Genomic DNA, 16,804 nt, shown 5'->3' with positions numbered 1-16,804 from the left:
CGGCATGACCGCCATCGCCCCCGATTCCGCCGTGGCCGCCTGGCGGCGGCTCGCCGGAACCTCCGTGCTGCTCGACGGTTTTCACGCGCTCAAGCACGCGCTGCGCTTCGGGGCGGACGTCCCGGTGGCGGTCGCCACGGACCGCCGGGCGGCTCTCGCCCTCGCCGACGACCTGGCACCCGACGTACGGGACACCCTGGACGCGCTGCTGACGGAGGTCCCGGAGGACACGTACCGCTCCTTCGTGCCGCGCCCGCACCCCACCGGGGTCGCCGCCCTGGCCGTACGCCCCGCGCGTGAGGCCCATCTCCGGCAGCTCGCTCACACGCCTCGCAGCGCACCCGTGATCGTCCTCGACAACCCGCGCAACCTGGGCAACGCCGGCGCCGTGATCCGCCTCGCCGCCGGTTTCGGGGCGACCGGAGTGGTCACCACCGGAACCCTCGACCCCTGGCATCCCACGGTCGTGCGCGCCGGGGCGGGCCTGCACTACGCGACCGCCGTGGAGCGTCTGACGGTCGCCGAACTCCCGCCCGGCCCGGTGTTCGCACTCGACCCGGAGGGTGACGACATCCGGGGTCTCGAACTCCCGGACGACGCCGTCCTGGCCTTCGGCTCCGAACGCACCGGCCTGTCCCCCGAACTGCGTGCCCACACCGACCACTTGGTGTCCCTGCCGATGCGCCCCCAGGTCTCCAGCTACAACCTGGCGACGAGCGTGGCGATGGCCTTGTACCACTGGAGCGTCGGAACGCCCTGAAGGGGCGCGGGGCCGTGTCACTTCGCGGCTCCGCCGCGTGGGCGCGACCAGCCACGACGAACCGCTACTCGCAGAGCGACCCCGCCCCCGAACTGCTAGGCGTCCCGACGAACCTCAACCACCCGGAACCGGTTCGCGACGAAGGCCCCGTCACACAGAGCCGCGTTGGCGGCGGGGTTGCCGCCGGACCCGTGGAAGTCGGAGAACGCGGCGGTCTGATTGACGAACACCCCACCCGTCAGGTTCAACGACAACTGCGCGGCCTCTTCGAGGCAGACCTCCTCGACGTCCCGCTCGACCCCCTCGTCGGTGGTGTACGCCCCGACCGTCATCGCCCCCTTCTCCCGCACGGTCCGCCGCAGCAACTCCACCGCGTCGCTCGCCGAATCGACCGCGACGGCGAAGGAGACCGGCCCGAAGCACTCGCTCATGTACGCGGCCTCGTCATCCGGCTTCGCACCGTCCAGCTTCACGATCACCGGGGTGCGGACGACCGCGTCGGGGAACTCCGGGTTGGCGATCTCCCGTGAGGCGAGGGCGACCTCGCCCAGGCCGGCGGCCGCCTCCAGGCGGGCCTTCACGTCCGGGTTGACCAGCGCGCCCAGCAGTCCGTTCGCACGGGCGTCGTCGCCCAGGAGACCGTCCACCGCGCGCGCGAGGTCGGCGACGACCTCGTCGTAGGACTTGGGGCCCTGGTCGGTGGTGATGCCGTCGCGGGGGATGAGCAGGTTCTGCGGGGTGGTGCACATCTGGCCGCTGTACAGGGACAGCGAGAACGCCAGGTTGGACAGCATTCCCTTGTAGTCGTCGGTCGACTCCACGACGACCGTGTTGACCCCGGCCTTCTCCGTGTAGACCTGCGCCTGGCGGGCGTTGGCCTCCAGCCAGTCGCCGAAGCTGGTCGACCCCGTGTAGTCGATGATCCGGATCTCGGGGCGGGTGGCCAGCGTCTTGGCGATGCCCTCGCCGGGGCGCTCGGCGGCCAGCGCCACCAGGTTCGGGTCGAAGCCGGCCTCGGTGAGCACCTCGCGCGCGATCCGCACGGTGAGCGCGAGCGGCAGCACCGCGCGCGGGTGGGGCTTCACCAGGACCGCGTTGCCGGTGGCGAGGGAGGCGAACAGGCCCGGATAGCCGTTCCACGTGGGGAAAGTGTTGCAGCCGATGACCAGGGCGGTGCCGCGCGGCACGGGCGTGAACCGCTTGTTCATCACCAGTGGGTCGCGCTTGCCCTGGGGCTTGGTCCACTCCGCGACGGCGGGCGTGCGGACCTGCTCCGCGTACGCGTACGCCACCGCCTCCAGGCCGCGGTCCTGGGCGTGCGGGCCGCCCGCCTGGAACGCCATCATGAAGGCCTGGCCGCTGGTGTGCATGACCGCGTGCGCGAATTCGTGCGTCCGGTCGCTGATCCGCTTGAGGATCTCGATGGAGACCACGGCACGCGCCTCCGCGCCCGCGTCCCGCCACGCACGCTGCCCGGCGCGCATCGCCGGCAGCAGGACGTCGAGGTCCGCGTGCGGGTACGTCACGCCCAACTCGACGCCGTACGGCGACACTTCGCCGCCCACCCAGTCGTCCGTGCCCGGCTGGCCGAGGTCGAGGCGGGTGCCCAGGAGGGCGTCGAAGGCGGCCTTGCCCGCGGCCGCGTCCAGGCTGCCGTGCTCGCCGTACGCCTTCGGGTGCTCGGGGTGCGGCGACCAGTACGCGCGCGTGCGGATGGACTCCAGCGCCTGGTCCAGGGTGGGCCGGTGCCGGGCGATCAGCTCGGGCGTGGTCAGTTCGGCGGCCATGCGGGACCAACTCCTCGTCTCAAGAACTCGTCTACACACTCATGACCTGGGCAGGAACATGGGCGGAAACAGGCGGTCAGAGTTAGAGTAACCGAACGATCGGTCGGGACAAGGGGGTCCGCCGCATCTGTGGAAAACCCCGTGCGGGAGGATCGCGCACATGACAGCACTGGACCTCAGCAGCCCCGTGGCCGTCGTCGGCACCGGCACCATGGGCCAGGGCATCGCCCAGGTCGCGCTGACCGCGGGCCACGTCGTACGGCTGCACGACGCCGTCCCCGGGCGGGCCCGGGACGCGGCCGCCGCGATCGTCGCCCGGCTCGACCGGCTCGTCGAGAAGGACCGGCTCACCGCCGCCGACCGGGACGCCGCACGTGACCGTCTGCTGCCCGCCGAGGCCCTGGCCGACCTCGCGGACTGCACCCTGGTCGTCGAGGCCGTGCTGGAGCGGCTGGACGTCAAACAGCAGCTGATGCGCGAGCTGGAGGACGTCGTCGGCCAGGACTGTCTGCTCGCCACCAACACCTCGTCCCTCTCGGTGACGGCCATCGGCGCCGCCCTGCGCAACCCCGGCCGCTTCGTGGGCCTGCACTTCTTCAACCCGGCCCCGCTGCTCCCCCTCGTCGAGGTCGTCTCCGGGTTCGCCACCGACGTCACGTCGGCCACGCGCGCGTACGAGATGTCCCGCGCCTGGGGCAAGACACCTGTGGCCTGCGCGGACACCCCCGGGTTCATCGTCAACCGCATCGCCCGGCCGTTCTACGCCGAGGCCTTCGCGGTCTACGAGGCACAGGCCGCCGACCCGGCCACCATCGACGCCGTGCTGCGCGAGTCCGGCGGGTTCAAGATGGGCGCCTTCGAACTGACCGACCTCATCGGGCAGGACGTCAACGAGTCCGTCACCCACTCCGTGTGGCAGGCATTCTTCCAGGACGCGCGGTTCACGCCCTCCCTCGCGCAGCGCCGCCTGATCGAGTCGGGACGCCTCGGCCGCAAGACCGGACAGGGCTGGTACGACCACGGGGACGACGCCGAGCGGCCCGAGCCGCACACCGCGGAACCGGCCCAGGCGCCCGCCTACGTCGTCGTGGAGGGCGACCTCGGCCCCGCCGCCGACCTGGTCGCGCTGATCCGAGAGGCCGGCATCGTCGTCCGCGAGGAGGAAGAGGACCACGGCACCCGGATGGTGCTCCCCGGCGGCGGCCAGCTGGCGCTCGCCGACGGACAGACCTCCGTCGAGTTCCGTGACGTCGTCTACTTCGACCTCGCCCTCGACTACCGCAGGGCCGGCCGCATCGCCCTGTCCGCCTCCCAGGACACCGCGTCACAGACCCTCACCGAGGCGATCGGCCTCTTCCAGGCGCTCGGCAAGGACGTCAGCGTCGTAGGAGACGCCCCCGGGATGATCGTCGCCCGCACGGTCGCCCGGATCGTCGACCTGGCGCACGACGCCGTCGCCAAGGGCGTCGCCACCGAGGAGGACATCGAAACCGCCATGCGCCTGGGTGTCAACTACCCTCTGGGCCCGTTCGAATGGAGCCGCAGGCTGGGCCGCAGCTGGGCCTACGACCTCCTGGACGACCTGCACCTGCGTGATCCGTCGGGACGATACGCGCCGTCCCTGGCGCTCTACCGCCACGCGTACGCCACCGAGAAGCGGGAGGGCACCCCATGACCACCGCCAAGCGCGACACGTACACCCCGGAGACCCTCCTCTCCGTCGCCGTCCAGGTCTTCATCGAGCGCGGCTACGACGGCACCTCCATGGAGCACCTTGCCAAGGCGGCCGGTATCTCCAAGTCGTCGATCTACCACCACGTCACCGGCAAGGAGGAGCTGCTGCGCCGCGCGGTCAGCCGCGCCCTGGACGGCCTCTTCGGAATCCTCGACGAGGAGCACGCGCGCGTGGGGCGCGCCGTCGAGCGGCTGGAGTACGTCGTGCGGCGGATGGTCGAGGTGCTGACCTCCGAGCTGCCGTACGTGACGCTGCTGCTGCGGGTGCGCGGCAACACCGGCACCGAGCGGTGGGCGCTCGAGCGGCGGCGGGACTTCGACCACCGGGTGGCCGATCTGCTGAAGGCCGCGGCGGCCGACGGCGATGTGCGCGGTGACGTGGAGGTGCGGCTCGCGACCCGGCTCGTCTTCGGGATGATCAACTCCATCGTGGAGTGGTACCGGCCCGACGCCCGGGGCATGGGTGAGCGCGAAGTGACCGACGCGGTGGCCCAGTTGGTCTTCTCCGGGCTGCGCGCGCAGAGCCGGGGCTGAGCGGCCTCCGGGCCGTCCAGACTCCGGGTCCGTCCCAGCCCCCTCGGTCCGTGCAAGCCCTCACCTCCCGGCTCAGCCCTGGGGCTCCAGGTCCTCTTCCTCGAACACGAGCAGCGTCCGCGTGCTGAGCACCTCGGGGATCGCCTGGAGCCGGTTGAGGACCAGCTCGCGCAGGGACCGGTTGTCCAGGGTGTGCACCAGCAGCAGGACGTCGAAGTCGCCCCCCACCTGCGCGATGTGCGACGTCCCCGGGAGCGCTCTGAGCTGGTCGCGGACCGTGCGCCAGGAGTTCTGCACGATCTTCAGGGTGATGTAGGCAGAGGTGCCCTGTCCCGCGCGTTCGTGGTCGACCCGGGCGCCGAAGCCGCGGATGACGCCGTCCTCGATCAGCCGGTTGATCCGCGCGTAGGCGTTGGCGCGGGAGACGTGCACCCGTTCGGCGACCGACCTTATCGACGCGCGGCCGTCCGCCTGGAGCATCTTCAGGATGTCCTGATCGATGGCGTCGAGCGGGCGCGGCGGCGGCAGGGCGCTGCTGTCGTCCGGGCCTTCGGCCATTTGTTCAGGTGCCATGTCCCCCCGCCTCCCTACCATGGACGTACTGCGTTCATTCCAGGTTGTGGAGAACCGTTTGTCCACAGCCTGGAGGTGCCTGTAGCCAAAATGTGCCGACGACCGAACAATCGGTAGGGAGGCGCGGCACGTCCGACGCGCCTCTCCGAGCCACTCCCCCGAGGAGGTGCCGTCATGACGGTCATGGAGCAGCGGGGCGCGTACCGGCCCACACCGCCGCCCGCCTGGCAGCCGCGCACGGACCCCGCGCCGCTGCTGCCCGACGCCTCGCCGTACCGCGTGCTCGGCACCGAGGCGGCCGCGCAGGCCGACCCCGCGCTGCTGCGCCGGCTGTACGCGGAGCTGGTGCGCGGCCGCAGGTACAACGCGCAGGCGACCGCCCTCACCAAGCAGGGCCGCCTCGCCGTGTACCCCTCCACCACCGGCCAGGAGGCCTGCGAGGTCGCCGCCGCGCTGGTCCTCCAGGAGCAGGACTGGCTCTTCCCCAGTTACCGGGACACGCTCGCCGCCGTCGCCCGCGGCCTCGACCCCGTGCAGGCCCTGACCCTGCTGCGCGGCGACTGGCACACCGGCTACGACCCGCGCGAGCACCGCATCGCCCCCCTGAGCACCCCTCTCGCCACGCAGCTCCCGCACGCGGTCGGCCTCGCCCACGCGGCCCGCCTCAAGGGCGACGACGTGGTCGCGCTCGCCCTGGTGGGCGACGGCGGCACCAGCGAGGGCGACTTCCACGAGGCGCTGAACTTCGCCGCCGTCTGGCAGGCCCCGGTCGTCTTCCTGGTCCAGAACAACGGCTTCGCGATCTCGGTCCCCCTCGCCAAGCAGACCGCGGCCCCGTCCCTGGCCCACAAGGCGGTCGGCTACGGCATGCCGGGCCGCCTGGTCGACGGCAACGACGCGGTCGCCGTGCACGAGGTCGTCGCCGACGCCGTACGGCACGCGCGCGAGGGTGGTGGTCCCACGCTCGTCGAGGCCATCACGTACCGCATGGAGGCCCACACCAACGCCGACGACGCGACCCGCTACCGCGGCGACGCCGAGGTCGAGGCCTGGCGTGCGCACGACCCGATCGCCCTCCTGGAGCACGAGCTCACCGAGCGCGGACTCATCGACGAGGACGGCATCAGGGCCGCGCGCGACGCAGCCGAGGCCATGGCGGCCGAGCTGCGCGCGCACATGAACCAGGACCCGGTGCTCGACCCCATGGACCTGTTCGCCGACGTGTACGCCGAGCCCACCCCTCAACTGCGCGAGCAGCGCGAACAGTTGGCGGCGGAGCTGGCGGCCGAGCGGGAGGGGACCCACTGATGACCACCGTCGCCCTCAAACCGGCCACCATGGCGCAGGCCCTCACGCGCGCGCTGCGCGACGCCATGGCGGAAGACCCCACCGTGCACGTCATGGGCGAGGACGTCGGCACCCTCGGCGGCGTGTTCCGGGTCACCGACGGCCTCGCCAAGGAGTTCGGCGAGGACCGCTGCACGGACACCCCCCTCGCCGAGGCCGGCATCCTCGGCACGGCCGTCGGCATGGCGATGTACGGCCTGCGCCCGGTCGTGGAGATGCAGTTCGACGCCTTCGCCTACCCGGCGTTCGAGCAGCTGATCAGCCACGTCTCCCGCATGCGCAACCGCACCCGCGGCGCCATGCCCCTCCCGATCACCATCCGCGTCCCCTACGGGGGAGGCATCGGCGGCGTCGAGCACCACAGCGACTCCTCCGAGGCGTACTACATGGCCACCCCCGGCCTCCATGTCGTCACCCCCGCGACCGTCGCCGACGCCTATGGCCTGCTGCGCGCCTCCATCGCCTCCGACGACCCGGTCGTCTTCCTGGAGCCCAAGCGCCTGTACTGGTCCAAGGACACCTGGAACCTCGACGAGCCGTCCCCCGTCGACCCGATCGGCCGCGCGGTCGTGCGCCGCCCGGGCCGCAGCGCCACGCTCATCACCTACGGCCCGTCCCTGCCCGTCTGCCTCGAAGCCGCCGAGGCCGCCCGGGCCGAGGGCTGGGACCTCGAGGTCGTCGACGTGCGCTCCCTGGTGCCGTTCGACGACGAGACGGTCTGCGCGTCCGTACGGCGCACCGGCCGCGCCCTCGTCGTGCACGAGTCGGGCGGCTACGGCGGCCCGGGCGGCGAGATCGCGGCCCGCGTCACCGAGCGCTGCTTCCACCACCTGGAGGCGCCGGTGCTGCGCGTCGCCGGGTTCGACATCCCGTATCCGCCGCCGATGCTGGAGCGGCACCATCTGCCCGGCGTCGACCGGATCCTGGACGCCGTGGGCCGGCTCCAGTGGGAGGCGGACAACTGATGGCACAGGTGCTGGAGTTCAAGCTCCCCGACCTCGGCGAGGGTCTCACCGAGGCGGAGATCGTGCGCTGGCTGGTCGAGGTCGGTGACGTCGTCGCCATCGACCAGCCGGTCGTGGAGGTCGAGACGGCCAAGGCGATGGTCGAGGTCCCCTGCCCCTACGGCGGCGTGGTCACGGCCCGCTTCGGCGAGGAGGGCACCGAACTGCCCGTCGGCTCGCCCCTGTTGACGGTCGCGGTGGGCGCACCGGCGTCCGATGACGGGCCGGAGCCCGAGGGCTCGGGGAACGTGCTGGTGGGCTACGGCACCGGAGCGCCTCCCGCGCGACGCCGCAGGGTGCGGCGGATGGCGGCGGACGTCGTGACATCGGTGGCGGACGCCCCCGCCGCCGAGACCCCCGGCCGCGACGACGGCCCCGTCCCGGTGATCTCCCCCCTCGTCCGGCGCCTCGCGCGCGAGAACGGCCTGGAACTACGGAAGTTGACCGGCTCCGGACGCGATGGCCTGATCCTCCGGGCGGACGTCGAACAGGCGCTCCGCGCGGCGGCGGCCCAGGAGGCGATCGCCCAGGAAGCGACCCTCCTGCCCCCGGCCACCCTCCCCGACCCGACGGCCCGGCCCACGGCCCCCGCCCCGGAGACGGCACCCACCCTCCCCACCGACGGAGTCACCCGCACCCCCCTGCGCGGCATCCGCGGCACCGTCGCCGACAAGCTCTCCCGCAGCCGCCGTGAGATCCCCGACGCGACCTGCTGGGTGGACGCCGACGCGACGGAGCTGATGCGCGCCCGCGCCGCCATGAACACCGCCGGGGGCCCCAAGATCTCCGTGCTGGCGCTGCTCGCCAGGATCTGCACGGCCGCGCTGGCCCGGTTCCCCGAGCTGAACTCCAGCGTGGACATGGAGGCGAGGGAGATCGTCCGGTTCGACCGGGTGCACCTCGGTTTCGCCGCGCAGACCGAGCGCGGACTGGTCGTGCCCGTCGTGCGGGACGCGCAGGCGAGGGACGCGGAGGCGCTGAGCGCGGAGTTCGCGCGGCTGACCGAGGCGGCCAGGTCCGGGGCGCTGACGCCGGGGGACCTCACCGGCGGGACGTTCACGCTCAACAACTACGGGGTGTTCGGGGTGGACGGTTCCACGCCGATCATCAACCACCCCGAGGCGGCCATGCTCGGCGTCGGCCGCATAGTCGCCAAACCCTGGGTGCACGAAGGGGAGTTGGCGGTCCGGCAGGTCGTACAGCTCTCGCTCACCTTCGACCACCGGGTGTGCGACGGCGGCACGGCAGGCGGTTTCCTGCGGTATGTGGCGGACTGCGTGGAACAGCCGGCGGTGCTGTTGCGCAACCTGTGATCACGGCGGCGCGGGCGAGTTCCCTGTGATCACAGGGGCCGCATACTCGGGGGGTGACCGCGTACGAGCCCCCCGACGCCGCTCACGACGCCTCCTACGACGCCGTCGTGCTCGCCGGTGGTGCCGCCCGGCGACTCGGAGGCGCCGACAAACCGGGCCTCCGGGTGGGCGGCAGGGCGCTGCTCGACCGGGTGCTCGGCGCCTGCGCGGACGCCGGGACCACCGTCGTCGTGGCGGACCCGAGGCCGACCGCCCGGCCGGTGCGCTGGGCGCGCGAGGAGCCGCCCGGCGCGGGCCCGGTCGCCGCGCTCGACGCGGGCCTGCGCCGCACCACCGCCGAGACCGTCGTGGTCCTCTCGGCCGACCTGCCGTTCCTCGAACCGGCCACCGTACGGCGGCTGTTGACCGCGCTGCGGACCAGCGGCGCCGAAGGGGCGCTGCTCACCGACGCCGACGGCCGCGACCAGCCGCTCGTGGCCGCGTATCTCGCCTCGGCGCTCCGCCGCGAGCTGACCGCACTCGCCTCGGCTGCCTCCACCAGCGGCTCCGCAGCGGGCGGCGGCCTCACCGGGCTGCCGCTGCGCCGGCTGACCGCCGCGCTCGCACTCACCCGCGTCCCCGATCCTGTCGCGTCCTTCGACTGCGACACCTGGGACGACCTCGTCACCGCCAGGGCACGCATCAGGGAGCATGGGCACGTGTTGGATGAATGGATTTCCGCAGTCAAGGACGAACTGGGCATCGACCTGGACGTCGACACCGGCATCCTGCTCGACCTCGCCCGCGACGCCGCCCACGGGGTGGCGAGGCCCGCGGCACCGCTGACCACCTTCCTGGTCGGCTACGCGGCGGCGCAGGCCAAGGGCGGCCCCGAAGCCGTCGCGGAGGCCTCCCGCAAGGCCGCCGCCCTCGCGCTGCGCTGGGCCGACGAGGACACACCGGAAGCCCCGTCCGAGGCCACACCCGGCGCCGGGCCCGACACCGCATCCGGTACCGCGTCCGGTGCCGAGGCCTGGCAGGCCGCCCCGGGTCCGGACGTCGCCGGATGACCGCGCGCGGTGTTCACGCCGGTGAGCACGCCCCCGACGCCGAGGACCTCGACGTCGAGGAGGTACTCGCCCTCGTGAACGAACGCAGCACCGGCTCCGGGGAAGCCGCCGTGCCCTCCCCGCAACCGCAGGGCACCCCGCAGACCCACACCACCGCGCGCCACCCCGACACCGCCCCGCACAAGGCCACCCCCTGGCCCGAGGCCCGTGAGATCGCCGGCCGCGCCGCCCGGTCCGGCACCCGCCGCGCCCCCGTCTCCGTGACCCTCGACGCTGCCCTCGGCCTCGTCCTGGCCGCACCGCTCGTCGCCCTGAGCGACCTGCCCTCGTTCGACACCTCGGCCATGGACGGCTGGGCGGTCGCGGGCCCCGGCCCCTGGGCCGTACGCGAGGAGCGGTTGCTCGCCGGGCACGCGGAGGCCGAGCCGCTGAGCGACGGCGAGGCCGTACGGATCGCGACCGGCGCGCGGGTCCCCGCGGACGCCACCGCCGTCATCCGCAGCGAGCACGGCCGCACCGACGACAAGGGCCGCCTCCACGCGGCCCGGGACGTCGGCCACGGCCAGGACATCCGCCCGCGCGGCCAGGAATGCCGCAGCGGCGACCAGCTGCTGCCCGGCGGCACCCTCGTGACCCCGGCGGTGCTCGGCCTCGCCGCGGCGGCCGGGTACGACACGGTCACCGCCGTGCCCCGGCCCCGGGTCGAAGTCCTCGTCCTGGGCGATGAGTTGCTCACCGAAGGGCTGCCCCGGGACGGGCTCATCAGGGACGCGCTCGGGCCGATGCTGCCGTCCTGGCTGCGCGCGCTCGGCGCCGAGGTCACCGCGGTCCGCCGGCTCGGCGACGACGCGAAGGCGCTGCACAAGGCCATCACCGGCAGCACCGCCGACCTCATCGTCACCACCGGGGGCACCGCCTCCGGCCCGGTCGACCACGTCCACCCCATCCTGCGCCGCATGGGCGCCGAACTCCTCGTGGACGGCGTCAAGGTGCGCCCCGGTCACCCCATGCTGCTGGCCCGCATCAAGGACGACCAGCACCTCGTCGGCCTGCCCGGCAACCCCCTCGCCGCGATCTCCGGCCTGCTCACCCTCGCCGAACCGCTGCTGCGCACCCTGTCCGCCCGCCCCGCTCCGGAGCCGTACGCGCTGCCCCTCCAGGACGCGGTGCAGGGGCACCCGTACGACACCCGGCTCATCCCCGCCGTGCTGCGCGGCGAGGGTGCCGTGCCGCTGCACTTCAACGGCCCGGCCATGCTGCGCGGGATCGCGGCGGCCGACGCGCTCGCGGTCGTACCGCCGGGTGGTGCGCGGCAGGGGCAGCGGGCCGAACTCATCGATCTTCCCTGGGCTGTGGCCGGGATCGGGGTGTGTTTCACGTGAAACAGTCGGGCCATGACGCGATCGCCCGCCAGGCGGACGAGCATCTCGTGACCCATCGGGTGGAACTCCCGAAGAAAGTGGTCGAGCACCCCTTCCAGCAGGTCGCGAAACGGCTGTCCATCGCGCTGTTCCTGCTGATCGCGACCGCGTTGATCGTCTACGCCGACCATGAGGGCTACAACGACAACTCGGACGGCTCGGTCGACTTCCTCGACGCCCTCTACTACGCCACGGTCACCCTCTCGACCACCGGCTACGGCGACATCACCCCGGTCAGCGACAGCGCCCGGCTCACCAACATCCTGGTCGTCACCCCGCTGCGTGTGCTGTTCCTGATCGTCCTGGTCGGCACCACCCTCGAAGTCCTCACCGAACGCACGCGGGAGGAATGGCGTCTCAACCGCTGGAGGTCCACGTTGCGGGATCACACCGTCGTCATCGGCTTCGGGACGAAGGGGCGGTCCGCGATCCAGACCGTGTGCGCGACCGGACTGAAGAAGGAACAGGTCGTCGTGGTCGACCCCAGCGGCAAGGCGATCGAGGCGGCGAGCAGCCAGGGCTACGTCGGGGTCGTCGGGGACGCCACCCGCAGCGATGTCCTCAAGCGTGCCGAGGTGCACAAGGCACGGCAGATCATCATCGCCACCCAGCGCGACGACACGGCCGTCCTGGTCACCCTCACGGCCCGGCAGCTCAACCGCGCCGCGAAGATCGTGGCAGCCGTCCGCGAGGAGGAGAACGCGCCGCTGCTCAAGCAGTCCGGCGCCGACGCCGTCATCACCAGCGCCAGCGCGGCCGGCCGGCTGCTCGGCCTGTCCGTGCTCAGCCCCGCCGCCGGCATGGTCATGGAGGACCTCATCCAGCAGGGCAGCGGCCTCGACATGACCGAACGCCCGGTCATAAAGGCCGAGGTGGGCAGGACCCCGCGCGAGACGGACGACCTCGTGGTGAGCGTCGTCCGCGGACACCGGGTGCTCGGCTACGACGACCCGGCCATCGGGACCCTTCAGCTGACCGACCGGCTCATCACGATCGTGCGGGTCTCGCCGGGTTCGCAGGTCGCGCCGGACACCCGGCCGCTGCCTGAGTGACCCGCGTTCGACGGTCGGCCGTAGGACAGTGACCCGCCTTCGGCGGTCGGCCGTAGGACGAGGAGTAGCGTCGGCCTCATGTATGCGATCACGATTCCCGAACCTGGTGGACCCGAAGCGCTGGTGTGGGGCGAGGTCCCGGATCCGGTACCCGGCGAGGGCGAGGTCCTGGTCGAGGTGGTGGCCAGCGCCGTCAACCGCGCCGACATCATGCAGCGCCAGGGCTTCTACGACCCGCCGCCCGGCGCACCCTCCTACCCCGGCCTGGAGTGCTCCGGCCGGATCGTCGGCATCGGCGCCGGGGTCTCCGGCTGGTCGGTCGGCGACGAGGTGTGCGCGCTCCTCGCGGGCGGCGGTTACGCCCAGAAGGTCGCCGTCCCGGCCGGGCAGCTGCTGCCCGTGCCCGCCGGTCTCGACCTGAAGCAGGCGGCGGCGCTGCCCGAGGTGGTCTGCACGGTCTGGTCGAACGTCTTCATGGTCGCCCACCTCCGCCCCGCCGAGACGCTCCTCGTGCACGGCGGCTCCAGCGGCATCGGCACCATGGCGATCCAGCTGGCCAAGGCCGTGGGCGCGAAGGTCGCCGTCACCGCCGGCAGCAAGGACAAGCTCGACTACTGCGCCGAGCTGGGCGCCGACATCCTGATCAACTACCGCGAGCAGGACTTCGTCGCGGAGATCGAGCGGGCCACGGACGGTGCGGGCGCCGACGTCATCCTCGACAACATGGGCGCCAAGTACCTGAACCGCAACGTCCAGGCCCTCGCCGTCAACGGCAGGCTCGCGATCATCGGGATGCAGGGCGGCATCAAGGCCGAGCTGAACATCGCCGCGCTCCTCGCCAAGCGGGCCGCGATCAGCGCGACCTCGCTGCGGGCCCGCCCGCTCGCCGAGAAGGCGGCCATCGTCGCCGCCGTACGCGAGCATGTGTGGCCGCTGATCGAGGCCGGGCAGATCCGGCCGGTCGTCGACCGGGAACTGCCGATGAGCGAGGCGGCCACCGCGCACCAGGTGGTGGAGGACAGCGGGCACATCGGAAAGGTGCTGCTCGTAGCGCCGTAGAACCGTAGAACCGTAGAACCGCCGGGCCCTAGCTCCGGCGGACCCGGAGGGCGATGAAGGCGAGGCCCAGGCCGAGCCCGATGAGGATCAGGCCGCTGCCCAGCGGCAGGATTCGCAGTACGGGCTCGGCGGAGCCGGTGGCGCGAGCGACGGTCTGGGGCGAGGACGGGGTGGGTTCCGCCTGCTGGGGGGTCGCGGAGTCGTCGGGCGCGGGACTGTCCGAGGCGCCACCGTCATCGTTCCCGTCGGCCTTCAGCCCGGCGGTGTCACCGCCGTCGCCGCCCCCGTCCGCGCCCCCGCTTTCGTCCTCGTCCTCATCTGCGCTCGGTTCCGCCGTACGGCCCGGCCGCTCCCGCCCCTCGCCCGCCGCGCTGCCCGCCCTGGACGGTTCGGCGGAGGCACGGGCGGGGGCGCGGTCGGGCCCGGAAACAGGTCGCACGGCGGAGGGCGAAGCCGAGGCGGCGGCCGAGCCGGACGCGGAGGCCGTGACCGCGACGCGACCCTCCCCGGCACCACCCCGGGTACCAGCGACGCGACCGTCCCCGGCACCGCCGACGCCCCCGATACCAGCGACGCGACCGTCCCCGGCACCACCGGAGGTGCCCGCACCGCTTCCCGCCTCCACGCCGTACGCCGGCACACCCCCGGGCGGGTTCACCACCGCCCCCGTGCCCAGCACGAGCAGCAGTCCCGTCGCGCGCAGCGACGGCCATGTACGCAGCCATGGAGTCACGTCCGTGACCCCCTCCCGGGCCGAGGCGGCAAGATCGACGGGACAAGCGTCACATCCGGCGGACTGTCCGGCATTCCGGATTCGGCCATGCGGAAACGGTGGATCACCTTTCGAGGGGGGCGCCACGGTGCCGAGGTGGACGAGTGCGAGAGAATGGGCGCATGGAGATGCCGAGGAACGAAAGGTCGCCGGAGAAGCCACAGATCCTGGTCGTGGGACAGGACGGGATGGCTCTCGGTGGCACCGGGGACGAGGACTCCCGCGAGATCCCGGTGACGGAGATGGTGGAGCAGCCGGCCAAGGTCATGCGGATCGGCAGCATGATCAAGCAGCTTCTCGAGGAGGTGCGTGCGGCTCCCCTCGACGAAGCCAGCCGGGCCCGGCTCAAGGAGATCCACCGCAGCTCCGTGAAGGAGCTGGAGGACGGTCTGGCGCCCGAGCTGGTGGAGGAGCTGGAGCGGCTGTCGCTGCCGTTCACGGACGACGTGACGCCGAGCGACGCGGAACTGCGGATCTCGCAGGCTCAGTTGGTGGGCTGGCTGGAGGGTCTCTTCCACGGGATCCAGACCACGCTGTTCGCCCAGCAGATGGCCGCGCGGGCGCAGCTGGAGCAGATGCGCCGGGCCCTGCCGCCGGGCGTCGGTGACGGCGCCGAGGAGGGTCAGCCGGGCGCCGGTCGCGTGGGCGGCCCGTACCTGTAGGAATCCCCACTCGCTCAAAGGGCCCGGCAGCGGCTGCTGCCGGGCCCTTCCGCGTCACGGGTTCAGGACGGGTTGCCCGTCGAGACGCCCAGTTCGATCTCGGGCATGTTCTTGGGGTCGGCGTCCGTGCCGGCCGAGGGGAACTGGTCCATGACCGTGCCCTGGCCGTAGGTGTTCTCGTCCTCGGACTTGATCTTGATCTTCCAGCCCGCGGCCTGGAGACAGGACTTGACCGAGCTGATGTATTTGAACTGGAAGTCCGGGACCTGGATCTTGCTGGGGTCGTTGTACGACTCCTCAGGCTCCGTGCACGCCGTCGTCGCGATCGTCTTGGACGTGTCGCCGTCGCGGTGACCCTCCACCGCCTTCGCCGAGGTGCTCGCGCTCGCGCTGCCGCCGCCCTTCGCGTCGTTTCCGCCGCCGTTGTTCAGCGACAGGGCGGCGATCAGCGCGCCGACCGCGACCAGGGCGACGACCACGGAGCCGATGATCACCGGCTTGCTGTTCTTGCCGCCGCCGGAGGCCGGGGTCGGGTGCTGCGGGGTCAGGTTGTACGGCGGCGGGGTCGAGATGCCTTGCTGCCCGAACCCGACGGAGGGCTGCGGCTGGTAGCCCGCCTGCTGCGGATAGCCGTAGGACGGGGCCGGCGCGGGCGTGCCGCCGTAGGGACCCGGCTGGTACGGCGTGTGGACGGGGCCGGTGGGTGCCGGGGCCGCCTGGTCCACCGGCGGGAAGACCGCGGAGCCGACGCCCGCGCCGCTCTGCGCGGGCGCGCCGGGCACGATGCTCGGCGGTGCCGCGTGCAGCGAGGAGGCGACCCGCAGGCACTCGTCGCGCATGGACTCGGCGTTCGGGAAGCGCTCGTTCGGGTTCTTCTTCAGCGCGCGGGCGACCAGCGCGTCCACGGCCGGCGGCAGCGAACGGTTGATCGAGGAGGGCGCGACCGGCTCCTCCTGCACATGCGCGTACGCGATGGCCAGCGGCGAGTCCGCGTCGAACGGCAGCCGCCCGGTGACCAGTTGGAACAGCATGATGCCGACCGAGTACAGGTCGCTGCGCGCGTCCACGCCCCGGCCGAGCGCCTGCTCCGGGGAGAGGTACTGCGGGGTGCCGACGACCATGCCGGTCTGCGTCATCGAGGTGACACCGGACTGCATGGCGCGGGCGATGCCGAAGTCCATGACCTTGACGACGCCGCGCTTGGTCATCATCACGTTGCCCGGCTTGATGTCCCGGTGGACCAGGCCCATCTCGTGGCTGATGTCGAGCGCCGCGAGCACGTCCGCGGTGATCTTCAGCGCCTTGTCGGCGGGCATCGCGCCGAACTGCCGTACGTCCTCGTCGAGTACGGAGCCGAGCGGGCGGCCCTCGACGTACTCCATGACGATGTACGGCATCGTCGTGCCGTCCAGCGCGTCCTCGCCGGTGTCGAAGACCGAGACGATGTTGGTGTGGGTGAGCTTGGCCACGGCCTGGGCCTCGCGGCGGAAGCGCTCGCGGAAGGCCTGTTCCCGGCCGAGTTCGGTGTGCAGTGTCTTGATCGCGACCTGGCGGTCGAGCACCGAGTCGTACGCGAGGTGCACCGAGGCCATGCCGCCCTCGCCGAGCAGGTCGCGCAGTTGATAGCGGCCGCCCGCGAGCGCGCGCCCCGCGTACCGGCCCTGTGCGCCGTCCTGGCTCATCTTCCGTGTCCCCCATCGGCGCCGGCTCAGTGATCGAGTGCCATTCCCGGCCAAG

Annotated in this window: 15 protein-coding genes; 11 read left to right on the top strand and 4 right to left on the bottom strand. The window is 72.5% G+C overall.

Going from position 1 to position 16,804, the window contains the following annotated elements; genetic code table 11:
* The first annotated feature begins 4 nt into the window (after positions 1-4).
* Positions 5-760, top strand: a complete 756-nt coding sequence (locus tag ACIRB1_RS21725; protein ID WP_352179911.1) for a TrmH family RNA methyltransferase — start codon at positions 5-7, stop codon at positions 758-760.
* A gap of 95 nt (positions 761-855) precedes the next feature.
* Here ACIRB1_RS21725 and paaN read toward each other — a convergent pair whose 3' ends face one another.
* Positions 856-2,547 carry a phenylacetic acid degradation protein PaaN gene (gene paaN / locus ACIRB1_RS21720; RefSeq protein ID WP_352179912.1) on the bottom strand — a complete coding sequence of 564 codons (1,692 nt, stop codon included), beginning with the start codon at positions 2,545-2,547 and terminating at the stop codon, positions 856-858.
* A gap of 160 nt (positions 2,548-2,707) precedes the next feature.
* On the opposite strand from paaN, the gene ACIRB1_RS21715 reads away from it, so the two are divergent.
* The gene (locus tag ACIRB1_RS21715; protein WP_403466628.1) at positions 2,708-4,222 is read left to right on the top strand and encodes a 3-hydroxyacyl-CoA dehydrogenase; all 1,515 of its coding nucleotides are present in this window, start codon (positions 2,708-2,710) and stop codon (positions 4,220-4,222) included.
* Positions 4,219-4,815 carry a TetR/AcrR family transcriptional regulator gene (locus tag ACIRB1_RS21710; protein WP_403466627.1) on the top strand — a complete coding sequence of 199 codons (597 nt, stop codon included), beginning with the start codon at positions 4,219-4,221 and terminating at the stop codon, positions 4,813-4,815. Before ACIRB1_RS21715 ends, ACIRB1_RS21710 begins: the two co-directional genes overlap by 4 nt.
* A gap of 72 nt (positions 4,816-4,887) precedes the next feature.
* On the opposite strand, the gene ACIRB1_RS21705 is transcribed toward ACIRB1_RS21710, so the two are convergent.
* Positions 4,888-5,373 (bottom strand): Lrp/AsnC family transcriptional regulator, encoded by a 486-nt coding sequence (locus ACIRB1_RS21705; RefSeq protein WP_266776580.1) that lies wholly within the window; start codon positions 5,371-5,373, stop codon positions 4,888-4,890.
* A 189-nt stretch (positions 5,374-5,562) separates the two neighbouring features.
* On the opposite strand from ACIRB1_RS21705, the gene pdhA reads away from it, so the two are divergent.
* The 7 genes from pdhA (at position 5,563) to ACIRB1_RS21670 (ending at position 13,633) form a co-directional block, all read left to right on the top strand.
* Entirely contained in the window at positions 5,563-6,696 is a 1,134-nt protein-coding gene (pdhA, locus tag ACIRB1_RS21700) for a pyruvate dehydrogenase (acetyl-transferring) E1 component subunit alpha (RefSeq protein WP_403466626.1), read from the top strand.
* A complete protein-coding gene (locus ACIRB1_RS21695; protein ID WP_403466625.1) occupies positions 6,696-7,700 on the top strand; it encodes an alpha-ketoacid dehydrogenase subunit beta in 1,005 nt (334 codons plus the stop codon). The genes pdhA and ACIRB1_RS21695 overlap by 1 nt, the downstream gene beginning before the upstream one ends.
* Positions 7,700-9,052, top strand: a complete 1,353-nt coding sequence (locus tag ACIRB1_RS21690; protein WP_403466624.1) for a dihydrolipoamide acetyltransferase family protein — start codon at positions 7,700-7,702, stop codon at positions 9,050-9,052. Before ACIRB1_RS21695 ends, ACIRB1_RS21690 begins: the two co-directional genes overlap by 1 nt.
* 53 nt (positions 9,053-9,105) lie before the next feature.
* Complete coding sequence (locus ACIRB1_RS21685) at positions 9,106-10,101, top strand: NTP transferase domain-containing protein (protein WP_403466623.1); 996 nt, start codon at positions 9,106-9,108, stop codon at positions 10,099-10,101.
* The gene (locus ACIRB1_RS21680; RefSeq protein ID WP_403466622.1) at positions 10,098-11,483 is read left to right on the top strand and encodes a molybdopterin molybdotransferase MoeA; all 1,386 of its coding nucleotides are present in this window, start codon (positions 10,098-10,100) and stop codon (positions 11,481-11,483) included. Before ACIRB1_RS21685 ends, ACIRB1_RS21680 begins: the two co-directional genes overlap by 4 nt.
* Positions 11,480-12,574, top strand: a complete 1,095-nt coding sequence (locus ACIRB1_RS21675; RefSeq protein ID WP_403466621.1) for a potassium channel family protein — start codon at positions 11,480-11,482, stop codon at positions 12,572-12,574. The genes ACIRB1_RS21680 and ACIRB1_RS21675 overlap by 4 nt, the downstream gene beginning before the upstream one ends.
* Positions 12,575-12,652: 78 nt before the next feature.
* Positions 12,653-13,633 (top strand): NAD(P)H-quinone oxidoreductase, encoded by a 981-nt coding sequence (locus ACIRB1_RS21670; RefSeq protein WP_403466620.1) that lies wholly within the window; start codon positions 12,653-12,655, stop codon positions 13,631-13,633.
* Positions 13,634-13,661: 28 nt separating this feature from the next.
* On the opposite strand, the gene ACIRB1_RS21665 is transcribed toward ACIRB1_RS21670, so the two are convergent.
* Complete coding sequence (locus tag ACIRB1_RS21665; RefSeq protein ID WP_403466619.1) at positions 13,662-14,366, bottom strand: hypothetical protein; 705 nt, start codon at positions 14,364-14,366, stop codon at positions 13,662-13,664.
* A 161-nt stretch (positions 14,367-14,527) separates the two neighbouring features.
* Between ACIRB1_RS21665 and ACIRB1_RS21660 the strand changes: the two genes are divergently transcribed.
* Positions 14,528-15,067 carry a bacterial proteasome activator family protein gene (locus tag ACIRB1_RS21660; protein WP_352179930.1) on the top strand — a complete coding sequence of 180 codons (540 nt, stop codon included), beginning with the start codon at positions 14,528-14,530 and terminating at the stop codon, positions 15,065-15,067.
* Between the two features lie 62 nt (positions 15,068-15,129).
* Here the strand turns inward: ACIRB1_RS21660 and ACIRB1_RS21655 are convergent, their stop codons facing one another.
* Positions 15,130-16,749: a protein kinase gene (locus tag ACIRB1_RS21655; RefSeq protein WP_403466618.1), complete on the bottom strand. Its 1,620-nt coding sequence runs from the start codon at positions 16,747-16,749 to the stop codon at positions 15,130-15,132.
* Between the last annotated feature and the right edge of the window lie 55 nt (positions 16,750-16,804).

The organism is Streptomyces sp. NPDC096013 (assembly GCF_044763565.1).
Lineage (GTDB): Bacteria > Actinomycetota > Actinomycetes > Streptomycetales > Streptomycetaceae > Streptomyces.
The sequence above is the reverse complement of the archived record's forward strand: the minus strand, read 5'-3'. Positions and strand labels throughout refer to the sequence as shown.

Excerpts from the sequence above, each read along its gene's own strand:
- ACIRB1_RS21725 (WP_352179911.1), top strand. The coding sequence starts at position 5 with ATGACCGCCATCGCCCCCGATTCCGCCGTGGCCGCCTGGCGGCGGCTC.
- paaN (WP_352179912.1), bottom strand. The coding sequence starts at position 2,547 with ATGGCCGCCGAACTGACCACGCCCGAGCTGATCGCCCGGCACCGGCCC.
- ACIRB1_RS21715 (WP_403466628.1), top strand. The coding sequence starts at position 2,708 with ATGACAGCACTGGACCTCAGCAGCCCCGTGGCCGTCGTCGGCACCGGC.
- ACIRB1_RS21710 (WP_403466627.1), top strand. The coding sequence starts at position 4,219 with ATGACCACCGCCAAGCGCGACACGTACACCCCGGAGACCCTCCTCTCC.
- ACIRB1_RS21705 (WP_266776580.1), bottom strand. The coding sequence starts at position 5,373 with ATGGCCGAAGGCCCGGACGACAGCAGCGCCCTGCCGCCGCCGCGCCCG.
- pdhA (WP_403466626.1), top strand. The coding sequence starts at position 5,563 with ATGACGGTCATGGAGCAGCGGGGCGCGTACCGGCCCACACCGCCGCCC.
- ACIRB1_RS21695 (WP_403466625.1), top strand. The coding sequence starts at position 6,696 with ATGACCACCGTCGCCCTCAAACCGGCCACCATGGCGCAGGCCCTCACG.
- ACIRB1_RS21690 (WP_403466624.1), top strand. The coding sequence starts at position 7,700 with ATGGCACAGGTGCTGGAGTTCAAGCTCCCCGACCTCGGCGAGGGTCTC.
- ACIRB1_RS21680 (WP_403466622.1), top strand. The coding sequence starts at position 10,098 with ATGACCGCGCGCGGTGTTCACGCCGGTGAGCACGCCCCCGACGCCGAG.
- ACIRB1_RS21670 (WP_403466620.1), top strand. The coding sequence starts at position 12,653 with ATGTATGCGATCACGATTCCCGAACCTGGTGGACCCGAAGCGCTGGTG.
- ACIRB1_RS21660 (WP_352179930.1), top strand. The coding sequence starts at position 14,528 with ATGGAGATGCCGAGGAACGAAAGGTCGCCGGAGAAGCCACAGATCCTG.
- ACIRB1_RS21655 (WP_403466618.1), bottom strand. The coding sequence starts at position 16,749 with ATGAGCCAGGACGGCGCACAGGGCCGGTACGCGGGGCGCGCGCTCGCG.